This window comes from Pauljensenia sp. OF14-1SRA (assembly GCF_027694595.1).
Lineage (GTDB): Bacteria > Actinomycetota > Actinomycetes > Actinomycetales > Actinomycetaceae > Pauljensenia > Pauljensenia turicensis_B.
The window spans coordinates 128,887-150,773 of sequence record NZ_JAQEVQ010000004.1 but is presented as its reverse complement, the minus strand read 5'-3'; the positions used below and the strand labels follow the sequence as shown (position 1 = coordinate 150,773).

Below are 21,887 nucleotides of genomic sequence, written 5' to 3'. Positions count from 1 at the left end.
GGGGGGGGGTGGGTGTCCCCCCCCCCCCCCCGGGCCGTATCAGTTCAGTCGAATTTCAGAAGCGGTCTCGCAGAGGAGCTTCTGACTGATCGCGAAGATCATCCAGGTCGGCGATCCAACCAACAGACTCTCCCGAGTCAGCGAGCAGATCAGAGCCGTGAAGAACCAGCATGTCGCCACCGGTCGTACCGATGCGAGCAAACTCAACGCCTTCTGCCTGGCAGGCAGCGTAGACCACCTCAAGTGCACCTTCAGGAACGGCGATGATCGCTCGCGCCTGCGACTCGGAGAAGAGCATGTCGAAGTCGCTCAGACCGTTCTGACCCTGTGCACCGGTCAGGTCGAAGGCACCGCCGATTCCGAAGCGGAGCACCGAATCAACGAGAGCCTGTGCCAAGCCGCCGTTCGACAGGTCGTGCGCCGAGCGGATCAGCGGGCGACCATCCGGACCATCGACCTCGGACAGGGCGCGGATCACGTTGCCGAGGGCAACTTCAGCCTTCAGATCCACCTTCGGCGGACGGCCGCCTAGGTGATCGTGGCAGATACGTGCCCACGCGGAACCGTCGAGTTCCTCTCGAGTCTGGCCGAGTAAAATGACTGCCAGGCCTTCCTCAGTGAAGCCGGACGGGTTCGCACGCGTCACGTCCTTCATGATGCCGAGCATACCCACAACCGGCGTCGGGTTAATCGACGAGGTCGGCAGGTTCTTCTCGGTACCGGACGAGTTGTAGAGTGACACGTTACCGCCGGTGACGGGCACGCCCAATTCGATGCAGCCGTCGGCCAGGCCAGTCATTGCGGTGACCAGCTGCCACATGGCGTCGGTGTCTTCGGGGTTACCGAAGTTGAGGCAGTCGGTGATCGCAACCGGTTCGGCGCCAACGATGGCAACGTTCCGGTAGGATTCCGCGAGTGCCTGTAGCGCACCTTCACGAGGATCGAGCTTCGTGTACCAGCCGTTTGCGTCGGTGGCTAGGGCAACGCCGAGACCGGTTTCTTCGTCGACGCGGATAACGCCGGCATCATCGGGCTGAGCAAGAGCGGTGTTGCCCTGCACGTAGCGGTCATACTGGTCGGTGACCCAGGCCTTAGAGGCTTGGTTAACATTGGAGATCACCGCGTTGATATCCGCGAGCAGTTCTCCACCAGTTTCGGGACGCTTCAGGGATGCGGACGTGTTCGCCTGCAGTTCGTCTTGCCATGCCGGGCGGGCGTAGGGACGGTCGTAGACCGGGCCGTCATGGGCAACGGTCTTCGGGTCAACGTCGACGATACGGTGTCCGAAGTGGTCGATGGTCAGGCGACCGTCACCGGTCAGCGTGCCAATGATCGACGCCTCGACGTCCCACTTGTTGATGATCTCGAAGAAACGTTCCTTGTCTTCGGGGGTCACGATTGCCATCATGCGTTCCTGCGACTCGGACATCAGGATTTCGCCTGCGGTCAGGGTCGGGTCACGCAACAGCACGTTCTCAAGGTCGACGTGCATGCCAGAATCGCCGTTGGAGGCTAGCTCGGAGGTGGCGCAAGAAATACCTGCGGCGCCGAGGTCCTGGATGCCCTGAACGACGTCCGCTTTGAACAGGTCGAGGCAGCATTCGATGAGGACCTTCTCCATGAAGGGGTCACCGACCTGCACGGAGGGGCGCTTGGCGGGCATGCCGTCTTCGAAGGTTTCGGACGCCAGAATCGATGCGCCACCGATGCCGTCACCGCCGGTGCGCGCGCCGAAGAGGACAACCAGGTTGCCTTCACCGGTTGCGTTTGCCAGGTGAATGTCGTCGTGGCGCAGGGTGCCGACGCAGAGTGCGTTGACCAGCGGGTTGCCCTGGTAGGACGGGTCAAATTCGGTTTCACCACCGATATTCGGCAGGCCCAGGCAGTTGCCGTAGCCACCCACGCCGGAAACCACACCGTGAACGACGCGCGGGGTATCCGGGTGGTCAACCGCGCCGAAGCGTAGCTGATCCATGACGGCGACCGGGCGCGCGCCCATGGAGATAATGTCGCGGACAATACCGCCGACGCCGGTTGCAGCACCCTGGTAGGGCTCAACGAACGACGGATGGTTGTGCGACTCAACCTTAAAGGTAACCGCCCAGCCGTTACCGATGTCGACGACGCCAGCGTTCTGCCCCATGCCGACCAACAGGTGGCGCTTCATTTCTTCGGTGGTGCGCTCGCCGAACTGCTCAGCGAGGTGCTTCTTCGACGACTTGTAGCTGCAGTGCTCTGACCACATGACGGAGTACATGGCCAGCTCAGCGTTCGTGGGACGACGACCCAGGATCTCGCAGATTTTGGCGTATTCGTCTTCCTTCAGGCCCAGTTCTTTCCAGGGCATATCTTTCGTGGGGGTTGCGGCCGCATCTTCTGTCGTATCCGGCAATTCCCGAGGATTCTCTGCTTCGACCTTCGCGGTCATAAGTGCTCCATTCGTTACGCACGTTTCGGTTCGCGTCTATGAACGTTTCGTGAAAAATTCAGCGGGCGCGGCCTCGTATCTATTCACGAGGTCACACGTCGGATTACCCCACCAAGCCCATCAGGGCGGACTGGAAGATCTTCAGGCCTTCGGTACCACCGTGGCCGGTGTGCACGCCATCCTTCGTGGCCAGCGGACCAAAGCCCGCTTCGGTCGCGTGTTCGGGGTGCGGCATCAGACCAACGACATTGCCCGCAACGTTTGTCACGCCAGCAATATCATTCGCGGAACCGTTCGGGTTCAGACCGATGTAGCGGAAAACGATGTGGCCTTCACCTTCGAGGCGCTCCAGCTCAGCCGGTGAGGCTTGGAAGTTGCCTTCACCGTTCTTCAGCGGAACCGTGAAGTGCTCACCAACGCTAAACGCACACGTCCACGCGGTATCGGCGTTTTCGACGCGCAGTTCCTGGTCGCGGCAGAAAAACTTCTGATGATCGTTACGGATCAGAGCGCCGGGAAGCAGGTGCGCTTCGCAGAGAACCTGGAAGCCATTGCAGATGCCGAGGACAGGCATACCTTTGCCGGCTGCCTCGACAATTTCACCCATCACGGGAGCAGTCGCAGCAATTGCGCCACACCGCAGGTAGTCGCCGTAGGAGAAGCCACCGGGGATAACGACCGCGTCAACGCTGTGCAGGTCGGCATCCTTGTGCCAAAGAGCGACGGGCTCGCCACCGGCAAGGCGAACGGCGCGCGCAGCATCCCGGTCATCCAAGGTACCCGGGAAGGTAACAACACCAATGCTGGTCACTTGGTGGCCTCGCCTTCATCCAGCGCCTCGACGCGGACAACATCTTCGATAATCGGATTGGACAGAACCTCTTCAGCTGCCTTGCGGGCATCCGCGAGAAGTTCCTCGGTGACCGGGCCGTCAACCGTCAGGTGGAAGCACTTGCCCTGGCGAACAGAAGCAAAGCTTGTGATTCCAAGCCTCGGAAGCGCAGATCCCACTGCCTTACCCTGGGGATCCAGGATTTCCGGCTTCGGCATCACTTCCACGATGATTCGCCCCACGGCGTCCTCCTATTGTGCGTGCGGAATTTCCGCGTGTTGGGTGACGGGCTTGACCCGCTTATTGGTGGTGATGGTTAGAGTGTCGGTTCTTCGCCGGTCAGGCGAACAAACGCTTCGATGTAACGGTCGCGAGTTGCGGTCACAACGGATTCCGGCAGGACGGGCGGGTTTTCTCCCGACTTCTTGTCCCATCCGGATTCGGCGCTGGTCAGCCAGTCGCGAACGTACTGTTTATCGAAGCTTGGGGTGATCTGACCGGGTTGCCACTGGTCGGCGGGCCAGAATCGCGAGGAATCGGGGGTCAGGATTTCGTCGCCCAGGACCAGGTTGCCTGTTGCGGGATCCAGCCCGAACTCAAACTTGGTATCGGCGATGATGACACCGCGCTCGGCAGCAATTTTGCGAGCACCTTCATACAGGGCGATAGAAACGTCGCGCAGGCGAGACGCGAGTTCTTCGCCGACCATCTCAGCTGCGCGTTCGAAGGAGATGTTTTCGTCGTGATCGCCCAGTTCCGCCTTGGCAGCGGGAGTAAAGATCGGGGTTTCGAGGCGCGAGGCTTCAACAAGACCCTCGGGAAGAGCGATATCGCAGACGGTGCCCGACTCTTTGTATTCAACCAAGCCGGAACCCGTCAGGTATCCGCGAACAACGCACTCGATCGGAATCATATTCAGGGCTTTGGCAACCACTGATCGACCGACGAGGGGAGCCGGAACGCTTAAAGGATCTGTGGCATCAGTTTCAGCAGTGATGACATGGTTTTCAATCACGTCGCGTAGCTGTTCCATCCACCAGAGAGCAAGCTGGTTCAGTACCTTGCCCTTTCCGGGGATTTCCGACGGCAGAATGTAGTCGTAGGCGCTGATGCGGTCCGACGTTACCAGAAGAAGACGGTCAGGTGTTTCCTGATCGGCGGGCGCGTAGATGTCACGCACCTTGCCGGAGGACACATGTTTCCATCCTGGAAGTTCCATAGCAGTCATTACGCGTCCTCCGTCTCTATTCAGTTCAGTTCTTAGCGTCTAGCTCGGCCGGCCAGGTTGCAATGTCTTTACGGTGATGCTCACCAGCGAAGCTGATCCAATCGACACCCTCGTAGGCCTTGGCTCTGGCTTCTGCAACGGTTGCACCGCGTCCCACGACGTCCAGCACACGCCCACCGGAATTCACCAGCATTTCGTCGGGTTCGAACCCGCAACACCCCAGTGCAACCTCGTCCATCGAAGACGTGATCTCAAAACGAGTACCCGCGTGAATAACATGCACGCCATCGACAGCTTCCGCGTCCTCAATGCCTGTGATTTCATGTCCGGTATCGGGCGTGTCCGGGTAGCCACCCGATGCCATCACAACCGTGACCACCGCATCCGGGGACCAGATGGGAGCAGGCAAATGAGCAAGCGTTCCCCTCGCCGCAGCGTAGAGCAGGTCAGCAAGTGACGAATCGAGGCGTTCAAGAACAACCTGCGTCTCAGGATCACCGAAGCGAACGTTGAATTCGACGACGCGAATACCTTTCGACGTCATTGCCAGACCGCAGTAAAGCAGGCCCACGAACGGGGTTCCGCGACGAGCCATCTCGTCAATGGTCGGCTGAGCAACAGTCTTCACGACCTCGTCGACAACCGAGTCATCCAGCCACGGAAGCGGCGTGTACGCACCCATACCACCCGTATTCGGACCGGAGTTTCCGTCGCCAACACGCTTGAAGTCCTGAGCGGGAACCAGCGGAACAACAGTAGTGCCATCGCTGACACAGAACAGAGAAACCTCGGGACCATCCAGGTATTCCTCAACCAGGACAACGCCATCTTCACGGTTCAGGCAGGTGGTTGCGTGAGCAAGCGCCACATTGCGATCATCGGTCACCACAACACCCTTGCCGGCGGCAAGCGCATCATCCTTCACCACGTAGGGAGCGCCGAATTCGTTGAACGCAGTCTCGACCTCTTCGGTCGTACGGCAGGTGAAAGCGCGAGCGGTCGGAACACCAGCTGCTTCCATGATCTCTTTAGCGAATGCCTTGGATGCTTCAAGTTGAGCAGCAGCCTTCGACGGGCCAAAAACCGGTATCCCTTCAGCGCGAACGGCGTCAGCGACGCCGGCGACAAGAGGAGCCTCAGGTCCAACAACAACCAGGTCCACTCCGAGAGCCTTTGCGCGCACAGCGACATCATCCGTATTCAGCGGATTAAATACAAGTGATTGCCCCAGTGGCTCAAGCCCCGGGTTACCCGCCTGAACAATCAGTTCAACCGGATCAGATGAAGTTGCAGTACGTACCAGGTTTCGGGCAAGGGCGACCTCGCGCCCCCCATTTCCCACCAAGAGGACCTTCATGGCTTTAGCCTATCGATGATTGTGAGCTGGCGCGACACGCGTCCAATTCCGCCCGACATGGGACGTGCCACGAATTCACCTTCCGCGCCACCCAGTTTCGTGATTGACGAGGCCGGACCCGACCTACCATGCGCCATTCGAATCGCCGGTCCGAGTGGTCGCAGACGAATCCTCATCAACGTCAGTGCTACGACGCAATCGGCGTTCAATTTCTTGACGACGTTGCTCTTCCGCGGTCTTTGGCTTCGATTCTTCATCACCGTCCTGATTGGACGAGTCACCCTGCTGGCTCTGTCCTTGACCGCCACCGGAAGACCTCTGGCCCGAAGACTCGCTGCTCTGCGAATTATTCGACTTATCTGGCTTACCTTGTGCGCGCTGACGCTTATTCTTCAAGCGCTCGCGAGCCTTACTTGCCTGCTCAGATTGAGAAGATTCTTCCTGATTAGCAGATCCGTCACCCGACCCCTGGTCAGGCTCAGAGTCTCCACCCTGCCGGTCGGCCTCGTTGTCCGAAGACAAACCGGACTGCGACGAACTCGATTGGTCGGAATCGCCAGACTGACCTTGATCGCCGCCCTGACCGCCTTGGCCACCGGAGGACTGATCCTGGGGGTCCGACGGGTCTTGTGACCGGGAATCAAGCGTGCACGCGACAAGCGTTTCATCCGCCTGCTGGTAATTCTGATCCGCTTCATCGCCGTTGCCTGATTCCATCGCCTGATCGCCCAATACCTCGAACGCAAGAGCAGTGTTAATACGCACCTGACACTCGTAAGAGAAGACTTGAATGTGCCCCTCTTCGTCCTGTGTAGCCTTCGGGACGCCTTCAAGAGCAATCTGCAATTCGCTGAGCGCCCTGTCTGCTTTGCCGTCTTTCAGAAGAGACGTGCCCACGTTGTAATGCGCCACCCATGACTCTGGGCCGTAGGTCGTCAACGTACGTTGCGTTGAATACTCGCCCGTTGCTTGGGTGTACTCGCCCGCCTGCCACTGGCCTCGCGTGTGATGAGACCAGACGGGAAGTCCCACAAGGAACGACGCAATCAGGCTAGCAACGACAATGAGGGGAGTAGACCAAAGGAGTCTGCGCAGGTCTTCCTTTGTTCGCTCCCGCTTTGCCGGAACAGGCTGGCGTTCAGGATCACCGGCAGTACGCCCACCAAAGGGAAGCGCGACCTCGTACTTATTCGCTTTACGGGTGTTCTTTTTAGATGGCACGAGCCCTCCTCATGTTTCGGGCTTTACCTGCAACGATCGCGGTTTCCCACGCGAGCATTCCACCCAAGAACAGGGCAAACGGCCAAATCAGGTAGCGTGCTGCCTTCACTTGGGCTCGCTGAGTGGCCACTACCTGCGAGTTTTCATCCAGAGTCGATGCAACCTGTTTGATCTCGGCAGTTGCCGGCGAGTGGATGTACGTCAGCCCCGTTTGCTCGGCAATGTCTTTCAAGGCGTCCTCGTCAATGCGCGTAATCGCGATCGGAGAATCCGGCTCGGAACCATCGCGAATGTACTCGTCTTCGACCACTTCACCTGCTTGATCGCCCGACTGAGAGTCTTCGGTGTATCCCCGCTTCTGTGCGTCACCAGTCAGGCGACGCACCTTCATCGGCCCGCCCTCTTTCGTGCCGTACCCGATGATCGCACCACCGTCGACGTATCGGCTTATCAACCCCCATGAAGACGTACTCATGTCGTCGATGGGACTCCAAACGTCTTCGTTCGAGCTTTCCCCGTCAGAGAAAACGAAAAGCCCACGGATTGCATCCGGATCTTGTTCTTCAGCGTCATACAGCGCACTGAAAAGAGCTGAAGCCGGACGATTCGGCGTCGACCCGTGGGACGAGTCAGAAAGCTCCTGACGCAGGTTCGTCAGATAGCTGTCGGCAGCATCCCGATCCGTCGTCAGGGGGAGAACCGTGCTGACATTCGAATCCCAGACCATGATCGTGATGCGAGCACCCGGCATTGCATCAAGGATGGTCTGAACGTCCTGTTTGACGCCCTCGATTCGAGGCCGATCGCCATCCCAGTCTTCACCCGCCATCGATCCTGTCCGGTCGATGACAATCCACGCTTCGGCCGCCGAGCCAACTTCACTTGCCTTGCCAGGAATGGAGGGACCCGCCATCATAAAGACCAACAGAGCAACGATTGTGGCACGTCTGGCGGCTTCACGTTTCGATGTGCGCGTGCCTCGCTTCAGCCCAAGCAGGACCAGCGAGAATCCAACAAGCGCCACAAGAATGAAAGCTGTCAAAGAAAACACGGGACGGAAGAACATGTCAGAGCCTCCCGATTGCAAGCAGACCAAGGAACCCGATAATGCCAACAGCGGCAAGGCTGAGGACGCCAGCCGGCTTATCGATCTCAAGAACCTTCGCGTGCTCGGACAATTCGATGCGCTGCAGAGATTCGATTTCTTGGATGATCCCTTGGACGCTCGCAGCGTCGGAGGCGTCATAGAAGACACCGCCGTTGTCTTCGGTCAGCTCTTTCAGTTCTTCGCCCTCGGTAGTCAGCAGGTCACCATCACCGGGATACAGGGTGGTCACCTGAACGTTCTGCTGATGAGCAAAATCAAACGCCTGAGCAAGCGTGTAAATCTGTGGACCGTTGATCTCGTTATCCGTGGCAAAAAGAATCAGGCGTGAACGGTCTTCGCCGGAGTGGTCAAAACTCAGCACACACGACGCCAAGCCATCGCCTGCAAGCGACGCGGCTTCTTCTTCATCAACGGTCGCTGCCGTGTAGTCGATCAGCTCCTGAGTGACATACACGCCGTCGGTACTTTCACCCAGGTAGCCTTCCTTCATGACCCGGCTCATCTCGTCGAGCTCAGACACCGCAAGGTCGTAGTCGTTCGTCAGCGGGAACTTCACCAAAGTGCGAGAATTCCACAGGTTCAGGCTGATTCTTTCGCCCGCAAAATGCTGGACAATCTGCGAAAAGGCAGCGCCGATATTCCCGTCGTAGGGGATCATTGACCCGGACGTATCCAGGCACAAAACAATGTCACGTGACGCCGTCTTCTCATCCTGGATCACGCGATCAATGGGTGCCCCGGCACTGAATGCCACGCCGACAATGCCCAAGCTCAAAAAGACAATCGCGCCCGCAAGCATGATGCGACTACGCCTGACCAGGCGTTTAAAGCCGGGCAACGTTGAGATATAGCCGGAATGCGCCACCCAGCCTCGTGAATCATTCGCGATAGAGGACGAGGCCGCACGCCTCCACCCAACGACCAACGCGACCAGGGCGGCTCCGATAACGAGAACAACGAAAAAGGTGAACTTCACTGATCGATCACCTTCAACGCTGACTCAAGAAGCGTCGACACCCATTTGCGCGTCGGTTGGCCGGAGAACGAGGGTTCGACGCAACGCTCCATCAGATGCACGTACGCCGGCCACATCGGCACAAGCGCGCGAATCTCAGCGACCGTCGCGGACTCAAGATTGCGACCCGTCCGCTCGGTCCCCAGCGCGCGCATCAAGCCCGCAACCGCCAAGTGGACCTCAGATTCGTTCCATTCTCCGGCGGAGAAATTCACTTCAATCTGCACAAGATTGTCACGGTATGCGCGACGTTGCTCGGCGCTCAGATCACGCAGGCCCCGCGGACGATTCGCATCCGACTTCCACCAGCGGACTAGGCACACCACAATCCACGCGACGATGATGAGGAACAGAATGAGACCGGCAACCCACATCCACTCGGGATACACGACCGGCTCGCGAACACCGTCCAGAATGTTACCTGACACGAGTCCCCCTTTCGAGGGCGCTCATCAGAGCACGTGGCACGTCCTTCGAGCCCGAAACCGACACTCGGATCACACCGCGATGATCCAGTAGGGACGCGACCTCTTGACGCCTGGCCGACACGATCAACTTTGCCTGGTCGGCCAACTGCTTGTCACCCAACAGGAAATCCGGCAACGGCCCCTGATCGACATCGATAATGCGAGTCCCCTTCGGCAAGTCCGTCGGATTCATATCATCTACAGACACCACGATCACCGCATGTTTGCGCGTCAGCTTCGCTAAAACTGTATCCGCCTGCGAGCCTGGCTCCGGCTGGACCGAATCCGTTGCCAGAACAATCAGGGACCTACGACGAATCGCAACAAGCGCTCGCTCAAGAAGCGCCGTCACATTCGACGCGGGTGTTTCAAGCCTGATCGTCGCCCTGATCCGTCGCAGAAGCATCTCCGCATAGGCATTACCTGAACGCGCCGGGGAAATAGTGATCTTCTCACTATCCCCTGAAATCGCACCCAACTGATCGCCACGCGCTACCGCCAACCATGCGATCGCCTCACAGGCCCTGGTGGCAACATCAATCTTCGGCTCACCTGATGGAGCAAGCGCCCCCATCGAACGTCCCATATCGACCAGCATGACAACCTGCAGGTTAGCCGTCGACTCATAGCGACGAATAATCGCCTGCCCTGTACGAGCGGTCGCAGCCCAATCAATATCCTGGACGTCATCACCCGCATGATATTCGGCAAGATCAAGGAAATCCCAGCCGCGGCCCGGACGCACGCCGGAATGCTGCCCATCCATGATGGACAGCAGTTTGCGCATGATCGGCAAGCGCGCACGCGACGACAACGCGTGGATCTCGCGACTACGAACGGGCATGACGGCGTATCAGCTTCCTAGAATTCGACCAAAATAACGTGAAGCGGGGCTCACGGAACGGGGACAGCGTTGAAGACAGCATCAATCAGGCCTTCAACCGACACATTGTCAGCCAACGCATCGAACGTGCGGATAATGCGGTGGCGGAGCACCGAATAACGCATGGCCTTCACATCGTCGGGAACAACAAAATGACGACCTTCAAGGAGTGCAATGGCCTGAGCGGCACGCATCAACGCAATACCACCACGCGGAGACGCACCCACGCGCACATGATTTGCCCACGCTGGCAACGGAACGGGCCCGGAACCACGGGTCGTATTAATCAGGTCTACGATGTAGCCCTTCAACGTGTCATGAATGAACACCTTCTGAACGGTGTCCTGCAATCCCACCAGCTCCTCAATCGAAATCGGCTCACCCGTAGCAGGTTTCGCCATCTGGCCAGACTCAATGCGGGTCAGGATCTCAAGTTCTTCGCGTGGCTGGGGGTATGTAATAACCTGCTTCAAAAGGAAGCGGTCCATCTGAGCCTCGGGAAGAACGTAAGTGCCTTCTTCCTCGATCGGGTTCTGGGTGGCCATCACCATGAACGGCTGGGGAAGCGGATAGTTCACGCCACCAATCGTTGTCTGATATTCCGCCATTGCTTCAAGCATCGCGGACTGGGTTTTCGCGCTGGAACGGTTGATTTCGTCCATCAACACGAAGTTTGCGTGGACAGGACCGAGCTGAGTGGTCATTTCTGCGGTTGCCTGGTTCCATATCTGCATACCGACGATGTCGTTAGGCATCAGGTCCGGTGTGCACTGGATTCGGCGGAACGAACCGGAGACAGCGGAAGCAAGCGTTTGGGCGGCAGTCGTTTTCGCTAGGCCGGGTACGGACTCAATCAGGATGTGACCACGAGTCAGCAGTCCCACCATCAGTGCACGCTTGAGGTCGTGTTGGCCGACAACTTTCGAAGAGAAGATGTCGGAGACTCGCCCTAAAAGCTCCCCGGCCTTTTCAATCTCTTCAGCGGAAATAGTTGGTGCCACCGGTGGCCTCCCCACTCGATTGTGTGTACTACCGAAATTTTATCGCAGGCCACCGAGAACACGGTTTGCATATAAAAGCCCGGTGGTCGGACCCATCGGGTCCGACCACCGGTATAGATCGCGTGCGCTAGAGCGCTACCTGAAATCAGGCGCGGGCTGCTGCGATGCGCTCACGGAACTTCGCGAGTTGCTCGGTGATCTCCTTGGGGAGCTTGTCACCGAACTGCTTGAAGTATTCCTCGGTGTCGTCCATCTCAGCGGTCCATGCGTCGAGATCGATCGCGAAGAGCTTGGCCCACACGGACTCGTCAATGTCGAGACCATCGAGGTTGAAGTCCTCGAACTTCGGGTAACGACCGGTGACACCGTCGATTGCCTCAACCTCGCCAGCGGCACGACGGACGATCCAGTCGAGGACGCGCGAGTTGTCGCCGTAGCCCGGCCACATGAACTTGCCGTTCTCGTCCTTGCGGAACCAGTTGACCTGGTAGACCTTCGGGAACTTGTCGCCAAGCTCTGCCTGCATCTCGAGCCAGTGGCCCCAGTAGTCAGCCATGTGGTAGCCACAGAAGGGGAGCATTGCGAACGGATCGTGGCGAAGCGAGCCGGCCTTGACGTCGGTTGCTGCTGCGGTGACCTCGGAAGCAACGGACGCGCCGATGAAGACGCCGTGTGCTGCTTCGTACTGTTCTGCAACGAGCGGGACATTAGTGGCGCGACGGCCACCGAAGAGGATGGCGTCAATGGCCACACCCTGAGGTGCTTCCCAGTCGGGGCAGATGATCGGGCACTGCGATGCCGGGACGGTGAAGCGGCTGTTCGGGTGAGCAGCCTTCTCGCCGGACTCGGGGGTCCAATCGTTGCCGTGCCAGTCGATCAGGTGTGCCGGAACCTCGCCGTCGATGCCTTCCCACCACACATCGCCATCGTCGGTCAGTGCGACGTTGGTGAAGATGGAGTTGGCGCGCATGGTGTCCATAGCCATCGGGTTGGTGTCGTACGAGGTGCCCGGTGCAACGCCGAAGAAGCCGGCTTCCGGGTTGATTGCGTACAGGCGACCATCCGGGCCCGGGCGCATCCAGGCGATGTCGTCACCGACGGTCTCAACGGTGTAACCCGGGATGGTCGGCTGGAGCATGGCGAGGTTGGTCTTGCCACATGCTGACGGGAACGCAGCGGTGACGTGGAACTGCTGGCCGGTCTCGGTGCGGGTCAGGCGCAGGATGAGCATGTGTTCTGCCATCCAGCCATCGCGACGAGCCATGGTCGAAGCAATACGGAGAGCAAAGCACTTCTTGCCGAGCAGGGCGTTGCCGCCGTAGCCGGAGCCGAAGGACCAGATTTCGTTGGTCTCGGGGAAGTGGGTGATGTACTTTTCGTCGTTGCACGGCCAGTTGTCATCAACCTGGCCCTCTTCGAGCGGAACGCCCACGGAGTGAACGGCGGGGACCCAGGTTGCACCTTCAGCGATGAGGTCCATTGCAGCCGTGCCCATGCGGGTCATGATGCGCATGTTGCAGACAACGTAGGGGGAGTCGGTGATCTCGATGCCGAGCTGCGAGATCGGACCGCCCAGCGGGCCCATGGAGAAGGGGATCACGTACATCGTGCGGCCCTTCATGGAGCCGGTGAACTTCTCCTTGAGGATGGCCTTCATTTCGGTCGGGTCTGCCCAGTGGTTGGTCGGGCCGGCGTCCTCTTCCTTTTCGGAGCAGATGAACGTACGGGACTCGACGCGTGCAACGTCAGAGGGCTTGGAGCGAGCAAGGAAGGAGTTCGGGCGCTTCTCTTCGTTGAGCTTGGTGAACATGCCAGTCTCAACCATGAGAGAGGTCAGGCGATCCCACTCTTCCTGCGAACCATCGGCAAACTCGATGGCATCAGGCGTCGTCAGCGCGGCGATCTTAGCAACCCATGCGAGAACGTCTTCTGGAGCGTTGGACGGAGCTGCTGCTCGCACATCCTGTTCAGTCACGGACATTTTGCCTCCTGCGGCTTTCGGTATTCCAGGGCGACGGGTGCGCCCCTGTTCTACGTGTTCCATAATCCCAGATAGTGACGGAAAATGCGCGGGCGATAAGTCCCGTGGACATGTGTGCAACACTTCACAAACATGGCGCGTCGGTATCCGTTCGTCTTCCTTCATTCATCTGAACGCCTCGAGTGCCTTAATCTGTAAGTGCGTTGTGGAACGCATCCCCAATCCTCAGGAGGAAAAATCGTGGGACTTCGTAAGGCCGCTGACGGCCCGTCCTTCTTCGACCTGTATTCACAGCAGGCCGCGAACCTTGTTTCCGGCACGACGATTCTTTCGTCAATCCTTGACTCCTCACCGCAGGAACAGGTCGCAATGCGCGATCAACTGCACGAGGTCGAACACTCCGGCGATGAGATTAATCACCACATTTTGAACCTCATCAACCAGACTTTCATCACCCCCTTCGATCGTGAAGACCTTGGCGCCTTGGCCTCGTGCCTCGACGACTGCATGGACCTGATCGACGAGGCCGGCGACCTCTACGTCATGTACGGTCTGAACGACCTACCGGACTACGTACGCTCGCTTCTACACGAGCAGATCGATATCTTGACTCGTTGCGCAGCGCTGACGGCAGAGCAGATCCCCGGCCTAAAGTCCCCACTGGACATGCGCGACTTCTGGGTTGAGCTGAACCGCCTTGAGAACGAAGGTGACACGACCTACCGTCGTGCTCTCACTTCGATCTTCGATTCCGGCCTCGATCCGGTGACGATCATCAAGCTAAAGGACCTTGTTGAGGTCCTAGAATCGGCATCCGACGCATTCGAAGACCTCGCAAACTGCGTTGAAACGATTGCGGTGAAGGAATCCTGACCCGTGGATCTTAATCTGGTCCTGGTCTCGCTGGTCGTGATTATTGCTCTTGGTTTTGACTACACCAACGGCTTCCACGATGCGGCGAATGCAATCGCAACTTCCGTGTCCACCAGGGCACTGACCCCGCGAGCCGCTCTCCTCATGGCTGCTGTCATGAACATTATTGGCGCACTTTTGGGCACGGAGGTCGCAAAGACTATCGGTGAGGGCATCATCGATATCTCGCACTACACGAATTCGTCCGACGTTCTTCAACAGAGAGAGGGCTTGGCGATTGTGCTGGGCGCTCTGGTCGGTGCGGTTGTGTGGAATCTGATCACATGGTGGTTTGGGCTTCCATCGTCGTCATCGCACGCCTTGATTGGTGGTTTGGTGGGCGCTGGCCTTGCTTCAGCGACCCAAGTGAAGTGGATTGGAATTCTTCAGCACGTCATCATCCCGATGTTCGCGTCCCCGGTGATCGGCTTCCTTCTGGGATTCTTCCTCATGAAGGGCCTGATGAGGCTGTTGCAGAATCTGCCCTATCACCGCACGATGCGTCGCTTCCGTATTCTTCAGACTCTGTCAGCTGCAGCAATGGCCCTTGGCCACGGCCTGCAGGACGCTCAGAAAACGATGGGCGTCATTGTGATGGCGCTGATCGCCGGTGGCTACGGCGAGACGCACAACGTGATTGACCCGGTGACGGGTGACCTCACGATTCCACTGTGGGTCAAGCTCGCTGCCGCAGGTGCGATTTCACTGGGCACATACGCCGGCGGCTGGCGCATTATGCGTACGCTCGGCCGTAAGATCATCGATCTGGATCCGGCTCGTGGCTTCGTCGCCGAAGGTGTGTCCGCCATTGTTCTGTACCTGTCCGCATTCGTTCTTCACGCTCCGATCTCCACGACGCACACGATTACGTCGGCAATCCTTGGCGTGGGTGCGACGAAGCGTTTCTCGGCTGTCCGCTGGGGTGTTGCTGGCAACATCGTGGTCGGTTGGTTCTTGACCCTTCCGGCTGCTGCTGCGGTTGCAGCGATCGTGTACTTCATCGTTCACGCGGTTGTTGGACTGTGACGATAGTGTTCACCAATTTACGAGGCCGAACGGCCCGCGCCACCGGCTCGGGCGCGTTCGCTATTTCAGCCGTTGCACTAATGGCAGGGTGTTCGAGTTCGTCTGTCCTTGATTTAAAGGTCGGCGATTGTATTCAGCTGCCGAACACTAAGACGGCGGTGACGATCGATCACACGTCTTGTTCCGAGGAACATCGGGGCGAGGTTTCAGCCATTGTTGAGACAAGCCCAAACGGTGCTGATGATGCGTTCCCTGGCGATTCTGAACTGAACTCGCAAGCTGAAGAGGCCTGTGTTTCCTCTTTTACCGCCTATGTTGGGTCAGACTATGTGACGTCATCGTTGGATGTGTCGTGGCTTGTTCCGACTGAACAGTCTTGGAAGGACGGAGATCGTCATATTGCGTGCGTTGTGTACGCCCAGGGCGATCAAAAGCTCACGCAGTCCGTGAAGGATTCGAACTTGTAGGGCTCGGTTCTCTTCGGGTTTGACGCTGTATACAAGGGGTGGGGGGCGTCTCTGCGAGACGCCCCCCACCCCTTGTGTTTTACCGATGTTTAGCTGTTCACTCCGCCATCAGATACGGTTAAGCGGATTGCGGTGGAAGCGGCCTCGTCGATGAGGAAGCGAAGCCAGTTGGTGAGCGCCACTACCTGCACCCCACGCGACAAATCCAGGATCAAACACGCAAAACCGTCGCACCAAGTGCAGCCGGTGCACCAAAACCAACCCCACCACCACACCAACTACACCCCACGCGACACATCCAAGCCCAAACACGCAAAACCGTCGCACCAAGTGCAGCCGGGAACTTGGTGAGCTTGGATCGCAGATAACGACTGGGTTCACGCAGACGATTGGGGACGTCTTGACCGACCACCCGACTGCAAATCAAAACGCCCGACCTGATGAGGGTTTGGAAAGCTCGACTTTAGGACGCTGATCAGGCCCGCACCTCTGGCCAAGAAAGGGGCTCAACGTTGACGCGATTGTGACCCACGAGTTTGCACTCAGCGACGTGTATTCAGCCTACGACGCCCTCCGCGACCGCATCAGTGTGAAAGTAGCAGTAATCCCGGACTAGGCCAGCAAGTTCTCAGACGAGAAGTTCAGCGCAAGCTCGCCCCATGAAACATCTACGGATAAGTAGCGCTACAGTTTACAGCTGTCCCTTGAATCCCCCACTTTGTTGATTAATCGCGTATTGGTAAACATCACGAACCAGCGACTTAGAATGCCAGCGCTTGAACATTCCTGAATGTATTTTGCCGCATAGCTTGCAAAGCGAATTTTCTAGCTCCTTCAAGAACCTCGGGATATTGGTTACAAAACTGTTCGAGGTCTCCTACCGCGTAGTTAATCGCATCCGAATTCGCTGACGGATACGTAGCGGTGATCGCCCAGGCATCCAAGAACCCTCTATACGAAGACTCATATTCAAACGCCCAAAAACCGGTTGTCTTGCCTTGCAAGATCGTTCCTGGAACCGTGTTCAACCAGCCGACACCTTCAACGGATTCCAGCTTTGTCGCCTTCTGGTCTGGAATCTCACAAGTGCGAGGGAAGAACAAGAGCTCAATAAAGCCCGTACTCAACGTGGCCCAACGGCCCCCACTTGTGCTTGGACAATCCGTTAGAGTCCAGTACTCCCCCTCAAGCTCAACAGCGCTTGGAACTAGCTCCTTCAAGGCAAAAGCAATATCACGCAAAATTGGCTCCTGATACTCGTTAGGAACTAGCCTGGCGAATTTCGTGGGTTCACTCCCGAAGCCTTCCAAACGTTGCCGCGCCCCTCGTAAATCATAAGGACCATCACCTAGGGCCCAGGCTTGCTGATCTTCAACCGGAATCTCCAGATCCAGGCTGGAGGGCTGGTCATGCCCGACATTCCCCAGACGGTTGCGCAAGCGTTTAGCATCTGCGCGGAAGCGTTGGATCTCTTGATACTCAATCGAGTCCAAACTCATCACCGCAGGCACCGGCATAAACCAAAGCTTCTCCACGTCTGTCCACGGATCCACATGATTAGTATTTCCATGTCGATGCTGAGCAAAACGCGTCACCACATTCTTTGCCTGGCCAACATAGAACTCGCCGTTAGAAAACTCGAGCACGTAAATTCCTCGCCGGTTATGCGGGATAAGAGCTGAAATGGAATCCAGTTCTCTTACTGGAAACCGAGCGTATTTGAGTTCGGAGGATGTCTCGTTAACGTCCGAAGCGACCTTGGCAATCGGCATTGTTTCAAGCTCTTCCAAAGACGTGCGCGAAGCACTCTCCCGCTCGGGTTCCATCTTGTTTTACCTTTATAACGCTAAATAAACCAAACAACTCCCGTATTTGAAAGCACTGTAACCCATTTTTGCCACAGGCTAGGCAGGTTTCAAAAGGTTGCGCATATTTCGCGATCCTTGCGCACATCGCAGATAGTATTTGCCAGAACATCAATTGAGGTGCCCGCTTACAAGACTGCCTGCTTCAGCGTTACGGGGACGCTGGCATTGGCTGCCAAAATGGTCTGACGCAACCTATCAGCAGAAGCAGAACACCTACGGTAGCACGGTGAGGAAGAGGCTCAAGCAACGGCCCCTTGTGAATTCTTCAGTGTCTGGGATTAAATACGCGCGCGCCGTGCCTCAATCTCATGATGAGGCACGGCGCGCTATGTGATGACACGTTACATGCGATTTTACATGTGACGACGTTTGAGCAAGTAGCCACCCGCCAGCAGAAGCAGGGCACTAGCACCAAGCAGAGTCATATCCGCTGAACCTGTCTTGGATAGCCCACCGTGACCGTGCTGAGCCTTTGACGTAGCTGACGGCTTCTCCGAAGGCTCTGCCCCCCTCGGCTCCTCCGAAGGCCCTGGCTCCCCCGGCTCGTCAGGGGACTCTGGCTTGGGCTTGAATGCTAGATCAACTGTGAACACTACGTTCCCGTCGCCATTCACCTCACAAGTAGCACCCTCTGGACACTTAAGTGACGTGTAGCTTTCCTTGCCTTTGTCGGTAAGCGACACAGTCACAACAGCTTTCTTCCCGCGACTAACAGGATCATCCGGGTTGAAGGGCTCGCCATCATTGTTCACATACGTCACGTCGTATTTGAACGCCCCATCAAGCGGGTTGGGGGTACCATCCTCGCCCGGACCGTAAGACGGAATCACCACCTCTTGCCAAGAGCCTTCCGGGACGTCTTTCATATTTTGCACGGTTGGCGGCTGCGGAGCAGCAGTCGCTTCAGATACAACAACCGGTGCGATAGCTTCACGCGTCTTTACTTTGGAATCAGCTTGATAATAAGTCACAGTAACTGGAATCTCGGCCTTATCCCCCTTGACTGCATCAGCAGCTGGAGTCACCGTCAGCTGGCCAGTGGAAGCGTCAATCCCTACCTGCCACGTCTTTCCGTTAACCGTAACCGTTTCCGGGGCTGAGTACTCGTGTCGGATGCCTTGTTTCGCGTACTCTTCACCCTTCATAGGCGACTCCACTACCTGAGCAGGAGATGTTTCAACCAACTCATAGAGTGGTTTCAAAATGGACAACTGCCATTCGCTTACTCTCTCGCCGTCAGCGTTAATGACGCCAGGATTATTCACCTTGCCAGATTCGGGCGCAAAAACACCATAGCCCTTAGCCATAGTTACGTTGCCGGCGGCCTGCAATGACAACTCCGGGTTGCCCTCGCCGTCTACGTCGCCGGGACCTTCAAATATTGCTGCACCTCCAGCGCGCAAAACGCGCCCACCAGGAGCCTTGATATTGGCATCTTCAGTTGAAGAGAACGTCAAGTTCCTATCCGCTCGAACACCATTCAGTAGTTGCTTATCCGCCGATACTGCCTGCACCTTCAGGGAAGCCTGCTCAGTGACAGTGATATCTCCGCGGCTGTACATACCCATAGTCCAGCCACGAGTAGCACCTTGCACATCAATATCGAGTTGGGAGTTGCCCGCGAGTACGGCAGATCCATATGTGCCTAGGACGCCGAACGTCGTTGACGTTGTCTCGGGATTGGCTATTTGACTCTTAATGTTGACTTTTACATCATCTGTGATGGTGAAAGGGCTGGCAGAAATACCCATAGCACCAGTAAATCCTTTATCACCGCTATATCCGGGGTTAAGGTTGATCGTCCCTTGCCCGCCGATTGTGAGCGCGCCACCCCAGCTTTCAATAGCCGTTGAGTAGTTAGGGTCGGAGTTGGAGATATCTGTATTAATTGTGAGAGTCGCATCGGCAGACTCGCCAATCAAATTAACCTTCGGATTAAGACCATCTTGCTTGCTATTAACTCCGCCGCTCTTCATAGTAAACGTCAGAGCGAGTGCATCTGAGTGTCCCTTTGACTGTTGATCGATGACATTGTTACCACGGAATTTGACATTCAGTTCTTCCACGCCAACTTTTGAGCGATCGAATACCACCTCAACGAATGTGCCTGCACCGTAAGATCCGGTAAAGTCCTTGCGCTCGAGGACAAAATTATCGAACGTAAGAGTTTTCTCTGCATCATTCCAATACCATGATCCAGAATCGCCTTTACCTTTGACGTTGCCGTCCAAGCAATAGGTCCACTCCGCAACATGGATGTAATGCAAATTCGGACACGTGTCCCAATCCATATGCCTAAGCTGAGGGGCATCAGCGTAACTATCCTCGGGCGCAGCCTGAGCGCTAGGGACAGTAGCGAACCCGGCCACTACGGCCGCTGCTACCGTAAGCGTTGAAAGCGCGACCCTCACAATTCTTTGCATGGTAATCCAATCAATCGTTAATGGGACTTCAGCTACATGCGTGCAGTACAGAAGCTATGCGTACATTATATATATTTTTCCCGTAATTACTGAGAAATGAGATCCTTCCTATTTGCAGGACTAAGAAATGGGCTATCGCCAGTGAGGGGTGGCTTGCGCGAGTCTTGTAGTTCGTTGAGTCACATTTATCGTGAGCAATCAGTTGCTCTTTTCGAACTGGAAACCAACGATGCGACGGCATCCATTCGAGATTAAAAAGAGGCACAACAGTATGTTCCAATCACCGGCCGCACCGCGCTCAACACCTTCTTATAAGAGCACCAATTAGCAGTAGCCCAAATACCCTAACAACCCGCCCGGCATGAATCATGCTCCGGGCTGCTACTTCTAGCTAAAACTAAATGGAGCGGGCGACGGGATCCCCCGTGCCACACCGTGGCACAGTGGGCCCATTTCGATTCCCGGCCCGACACTAAAACCGGCCACAAGGGAACAACCTTGTGGCCGATTACAAGATATTAAGACGTCAGATTTGATAACCAATGCGTGTGCGTAAGCATCAGGTTAATTACCATTCAGGTGCGCACCGACCCTGCCGGCAACATCAAGTCTGACAAGCAAAAATCCACCGAAAAATTGACGGAGTCGTCGCCACCATCATGGCGTTAGATTGGGCAATAAGATGCGGAAACAGCTCGAGCTCAGTTTATGATTTGCGGGGACTGTTGGTGCTGTGAGCTTTTGGGTGAAACAAGCTGCCGATCTTGTTAGCTGTTACTGCTAGCAGTGAATAAGCGACCCCGTAGATCAACGCGGATTCATTGAAAAAGATGAGCATGGGCACCATGAAAAACAGTATCGGCATCACTATCCATAAAGCATTGAAGCCCTCCGTGATTCCGTCCCAGGCGGCTAACGTCACGGTGATTAGCGGAAACACCATGAAAAGCAGCAGAATAAACGCCATCATTCCTAAATCGGAGGCATTGCCTAATCCGATGGCGGCTCTAGTAAGAGCAGGCAGTAAAAGATAGCAGGCGAAAAGAGCGCCAAGTCGTGTCCGCGTGCCGCGTCTTTCCCATCTTCGCATTCACTCATTTTTCCATGACCAGAAGGGAAACACCAAGGGTCCGAGAAACTGACTACGCTCCAAACCGCGTAACGCTAAAAACCACCAGATGGCCTCGTCCTATTCGTTTCTATTTGGGCAAACATCCTCTGGGAGTCCGGTGAACGAACGTAACAGATGCAGATGACCGCTGTCTATAGAGCCTGCGGGTTCTACTCTCGGAACTAGGTTTTGCTGGGAGGTTTGGTTATTTCCCGATTCCGAGGACGATACCGGCTACCACCACTATTCAATCGACATCGCAGATTATTCACCGCTTACTTTCTAGGAGTTATTGTTTTCCTCCCAGACTCCATATTGTTGCCCCTCATCATTTACCCAACGCGCTCTGCCGTTGGCTGTGCTTTACCACGCGCACCTTCCCCTAAGAATAAACGAGAAAACAGATCACCCCTCAAAACAACCGCGATTCAATAGAAAAGAAACATCATGGATGAGCCAATAGATCTGGTTGATTGTTGACGTAACCCTGTAGGAGATTTTGAGACCTTGAATCTTCTATGAATGCTGTTATTCTTTCCAGCGGGAAACGCTGATTGAC

At 56.6% G+C, this 21,887-nt stretch carries 18 protein-coding genes and 1 pseudogene; 4 read left to right on the top strand and 15 right to left on the bottom strand.

What is annotated here, in order from left to right; translation table 11 throughout:
• Positions 1-55: 55 nt before the first annotated feature.
• The 12 genes from purL to PG731_RS03985 form a co-directional block, all read right to left on the bottom strand.
• Complete coding sequence (gene purL / locus PG731_RS04040) at positions 56-2,428, bottom strand: phosphoribosylformylglycinamidine synthase subunit PurL (protein WP_270772308.1); 2,373 nt, start codon at positions 2,426-2,428, stop codon at positions 56-58.
• 103 nt (positions 2,429-2,531) lie between these two features.
• Positions 2,532-3,239 carry a phosphoribosylformylglycinamidine synthase subunit PurQ gene (purQ, locus tag PG731_RS04035; RefSeq protein ID WP_270772307.1) on the bottom strand — a complete coding sequence of 236 codons (708 nt, stop codon included), beginning with the start codon at positions 3,237-3,239 and terminating at the stop codon, positions 2,532-2,534.
• The gene (gene purS, locus PG731_RS04030) at positions 3,236-3,502 is read right to left on the bottom strand and encodes a phosphoribosylformylglycinamidine synthase subunit PurS (RefSeq protein ID WP_006680298.1); all 267 of its coding nucleotides are present in this window, start codon (positions 3,500-3,502) and stop codon (positions 3,236-3,238) included. Before purS ends, purQ begins: the two co-directional genes overlap by 4 nt.
• Positions 3,503-3,576: 74 nt before the next feature.
• Positions 3,577-4,488: a phosphoribosylaminoimidazolesuccinocarboxamide synthase gene (locus PG731_RS04025; protein WP_270772306.1), complete on the bottom strand. Its 912-nt coding sequence runs from the start codon at positions 4,486-4,488 to the stop codon at positions 3,577-3,579.
• Positions 4,489-4,513: 25 nt separating this feature from the next.
• Positions 4,514-5,845 (bottom strand): phosphoribosylamine--glycine ligase, encoded by a 1,332-nt coding sequence (purD, locus tag PG731_RS04020; RefSeq protein ID WP_270772305.1) that lies wholly within the window; start codon positions 5,843-5,845, stop codon positions 4,514-4,516.
• A 123-nt stretch (positions 5,846-5,968) separates the two neighbouring features.
• Positions 5,969-7,066: a hypothetical protein gene (locus PG731_RS04015; protein WP_270772304.1), complete on the bottom strand. Its 1,098-nt coding sequence runs from the start codon at positions 7,064-7,066 to the stop codon at positions 5,969-5,971.
• Positions 7,056-8,132, bottom strand: coding sequence for a vWA domain-containing protein (locus tag PG731_RS04010; RefSeq protein WP_270772302.1), 1,077 nt, complete (start codon positions 8,130-8,132; stop codon positions 7,056-7,058). Before PG731_RS04010 ends, PG731_RS04015 begins: the two co-directional genes overlap by 11 nt.
• 1 nt (position 8,133) lies before the next feature.
• Positions 8,134-9,150 (bottom strand): vWA domain-containing protein, encoded by a 1,017-nt coding sequence (locus PG731_RS04005; RefSeq protein ID WP_270772301.1) that lies wholly within the window; start codon positions 9,148-9,150, stop codon positions 8,134-8,136.
• On the bottom strand, positions 9,147-9,617 hold the full coding sequence (locus PG731_RS04000) for a hypothetical protein (RefSeq protein ID WP_270772300.1): 471 nt from the start codon (positions 9,615-9,617) through the stop codon (positions 9,147-9,149). Before PG731_RS04000 ends, PG731_RS04005 begins: the two co-directional genes overlap by 4 nt.
• A complete protein-coding gene (locus PG731_RS03995) occupies positions 9,607-10,500 on the bottom strand; it encodes a DUF58 domain-containing protein (RefSeq protein ID WP_270772299.1) in 894 nt (297 codons plus the stop codon). The genes PG731_RS04000 and PG731_RS03995 overlap by 11 nt, the downstream gene beginning before the upstream one ends.
• 50 nt (positions 10,501-10,550) lie before the next feature.
• Positions 10,551-11,528, bottom strand: a complete 978-nt coding sequence (locus tag PG731_RS03990) for an AAA family ATPase (RefSeq protein WP_442952644.1) — start codon at positions 11,526-11,528, stop codon at positions 10,551-10,553.
• Between the two features lie 157 nt (positions 11,529-11,685).
• Positions 11,686-13,521 carry a phosphoenolpyruvate carboxykinase (GTP) gene (locus PG731_RS03985; RefSeq protein ID WP_270772297.1) on the bottom strand — a complete coding sequence of 612 codons (1,836 nt, stop codon included), beginning with the start codon at positions 13,519-13,521 and terminating at the stop codon, positions 11,686-11,688.
• 240 nt (positions 13,522-13,761) lie between these two features.
• Between PG731_RS03985 and PG731_RS03980 the strand changes: the two genes are divergently transcribed.
• Genes PG731_RS03980 through PG731_RS03970 form a run of 3 tightly spaced genes read left to right on the top strand, consistent with a single transcriptional unit; the run spans position 13,762 to position 15,926 of the window.
• Positions 13,762-14,394: a DUF47 domain-containing protein gene (locus PG731_RS03980; RefSeq protein WP_270772295.1), complete on the top strand. Its 633-nt coding sequence runs from the start codon at positions 13,762-13,764 to the stop codon at positions 14,392-14,394.
• A 3-nt stretch (positions 14,395-14,397) separates the two neighbouring features.
• Positions 14,398-15,459, top strand: a complete 1,062-nt coding sequence (locus PG731_RS03975) for an inorganic phosphate transporter (protein ID WP_270772294.1) — start codon at positions 14,398-14,400, stop codon at positions 15,457-15,459.
• Positions 15,460-15,464: 5 nt separating this feature from the next.
• The gene (locus PG731_RS03970; RefSeq protein WP_270772293.1) at positions 15,465-15,926 is read left to right on the top strand and encodes a septum formation family protein; all 462 of its coding nucleotides are present in this window, start codon (positions 15,465-15,467) and stop codon (positions 15,924-15,926) included.
• 761 nt (positions 15,927-16,687) lie between these two features.
• Here the strand turns inward: PG731_RS03970 and PG731_RS03965 are convergent.
• On the bottom strand, positions 16,688-17,752 hold the full coding sequence (locus PG731_RS03965) for a GIY-YIG nuclease family protein (RefSeq protein WP_270772292.1): 1,065 nt from the start codon (positions 17,750-17,752) through the stop codon (positions 16,688-16,690).
• Positions 17,753-18,147: 395 nt separating this feature from the next.
• A complete protein-coding gene (locus PG731_RS03960; RefSeq protein WP_270772291.1) occupies positions 18,148-20,085 on the bottom strand; it encodes a Rib/alpha-like domain-containing protein in 1,938 nt (645 codons plus the stop codon).
• A 705-nt stretch (positions 20,086-20,790) separates the two neighbouring features.
• On the opposite strand from PG731_RS03960, the pseudogene PG731_RS03955 reads away from it, so the two are divergent.
• A pseudogene (locus PG731_RS03955) lies at positions 20,791-20,954 on the top strand (terminase large subunit); the annotation flags it as partial.
• Here PG731_RS03955 and PG731_RS03950 read toward each other — a convergent pair.
• Positions 20,924-21,307, bottom strand: a complete 384-nt coding sequence (locus PG731_RS03950) for a hypothetical protein (RefSeq protein ID WP_270772290.1) — start codon at positions 21,305-21,307, stop codon at positions 20,924-20,926. The pseudogene PG731_RS03955 and the gene PG731_RS03950 overlap by 31 nt on opposite strands.
• Positions 21,308-21,887 lie beyond the last annotated feature (580 nt).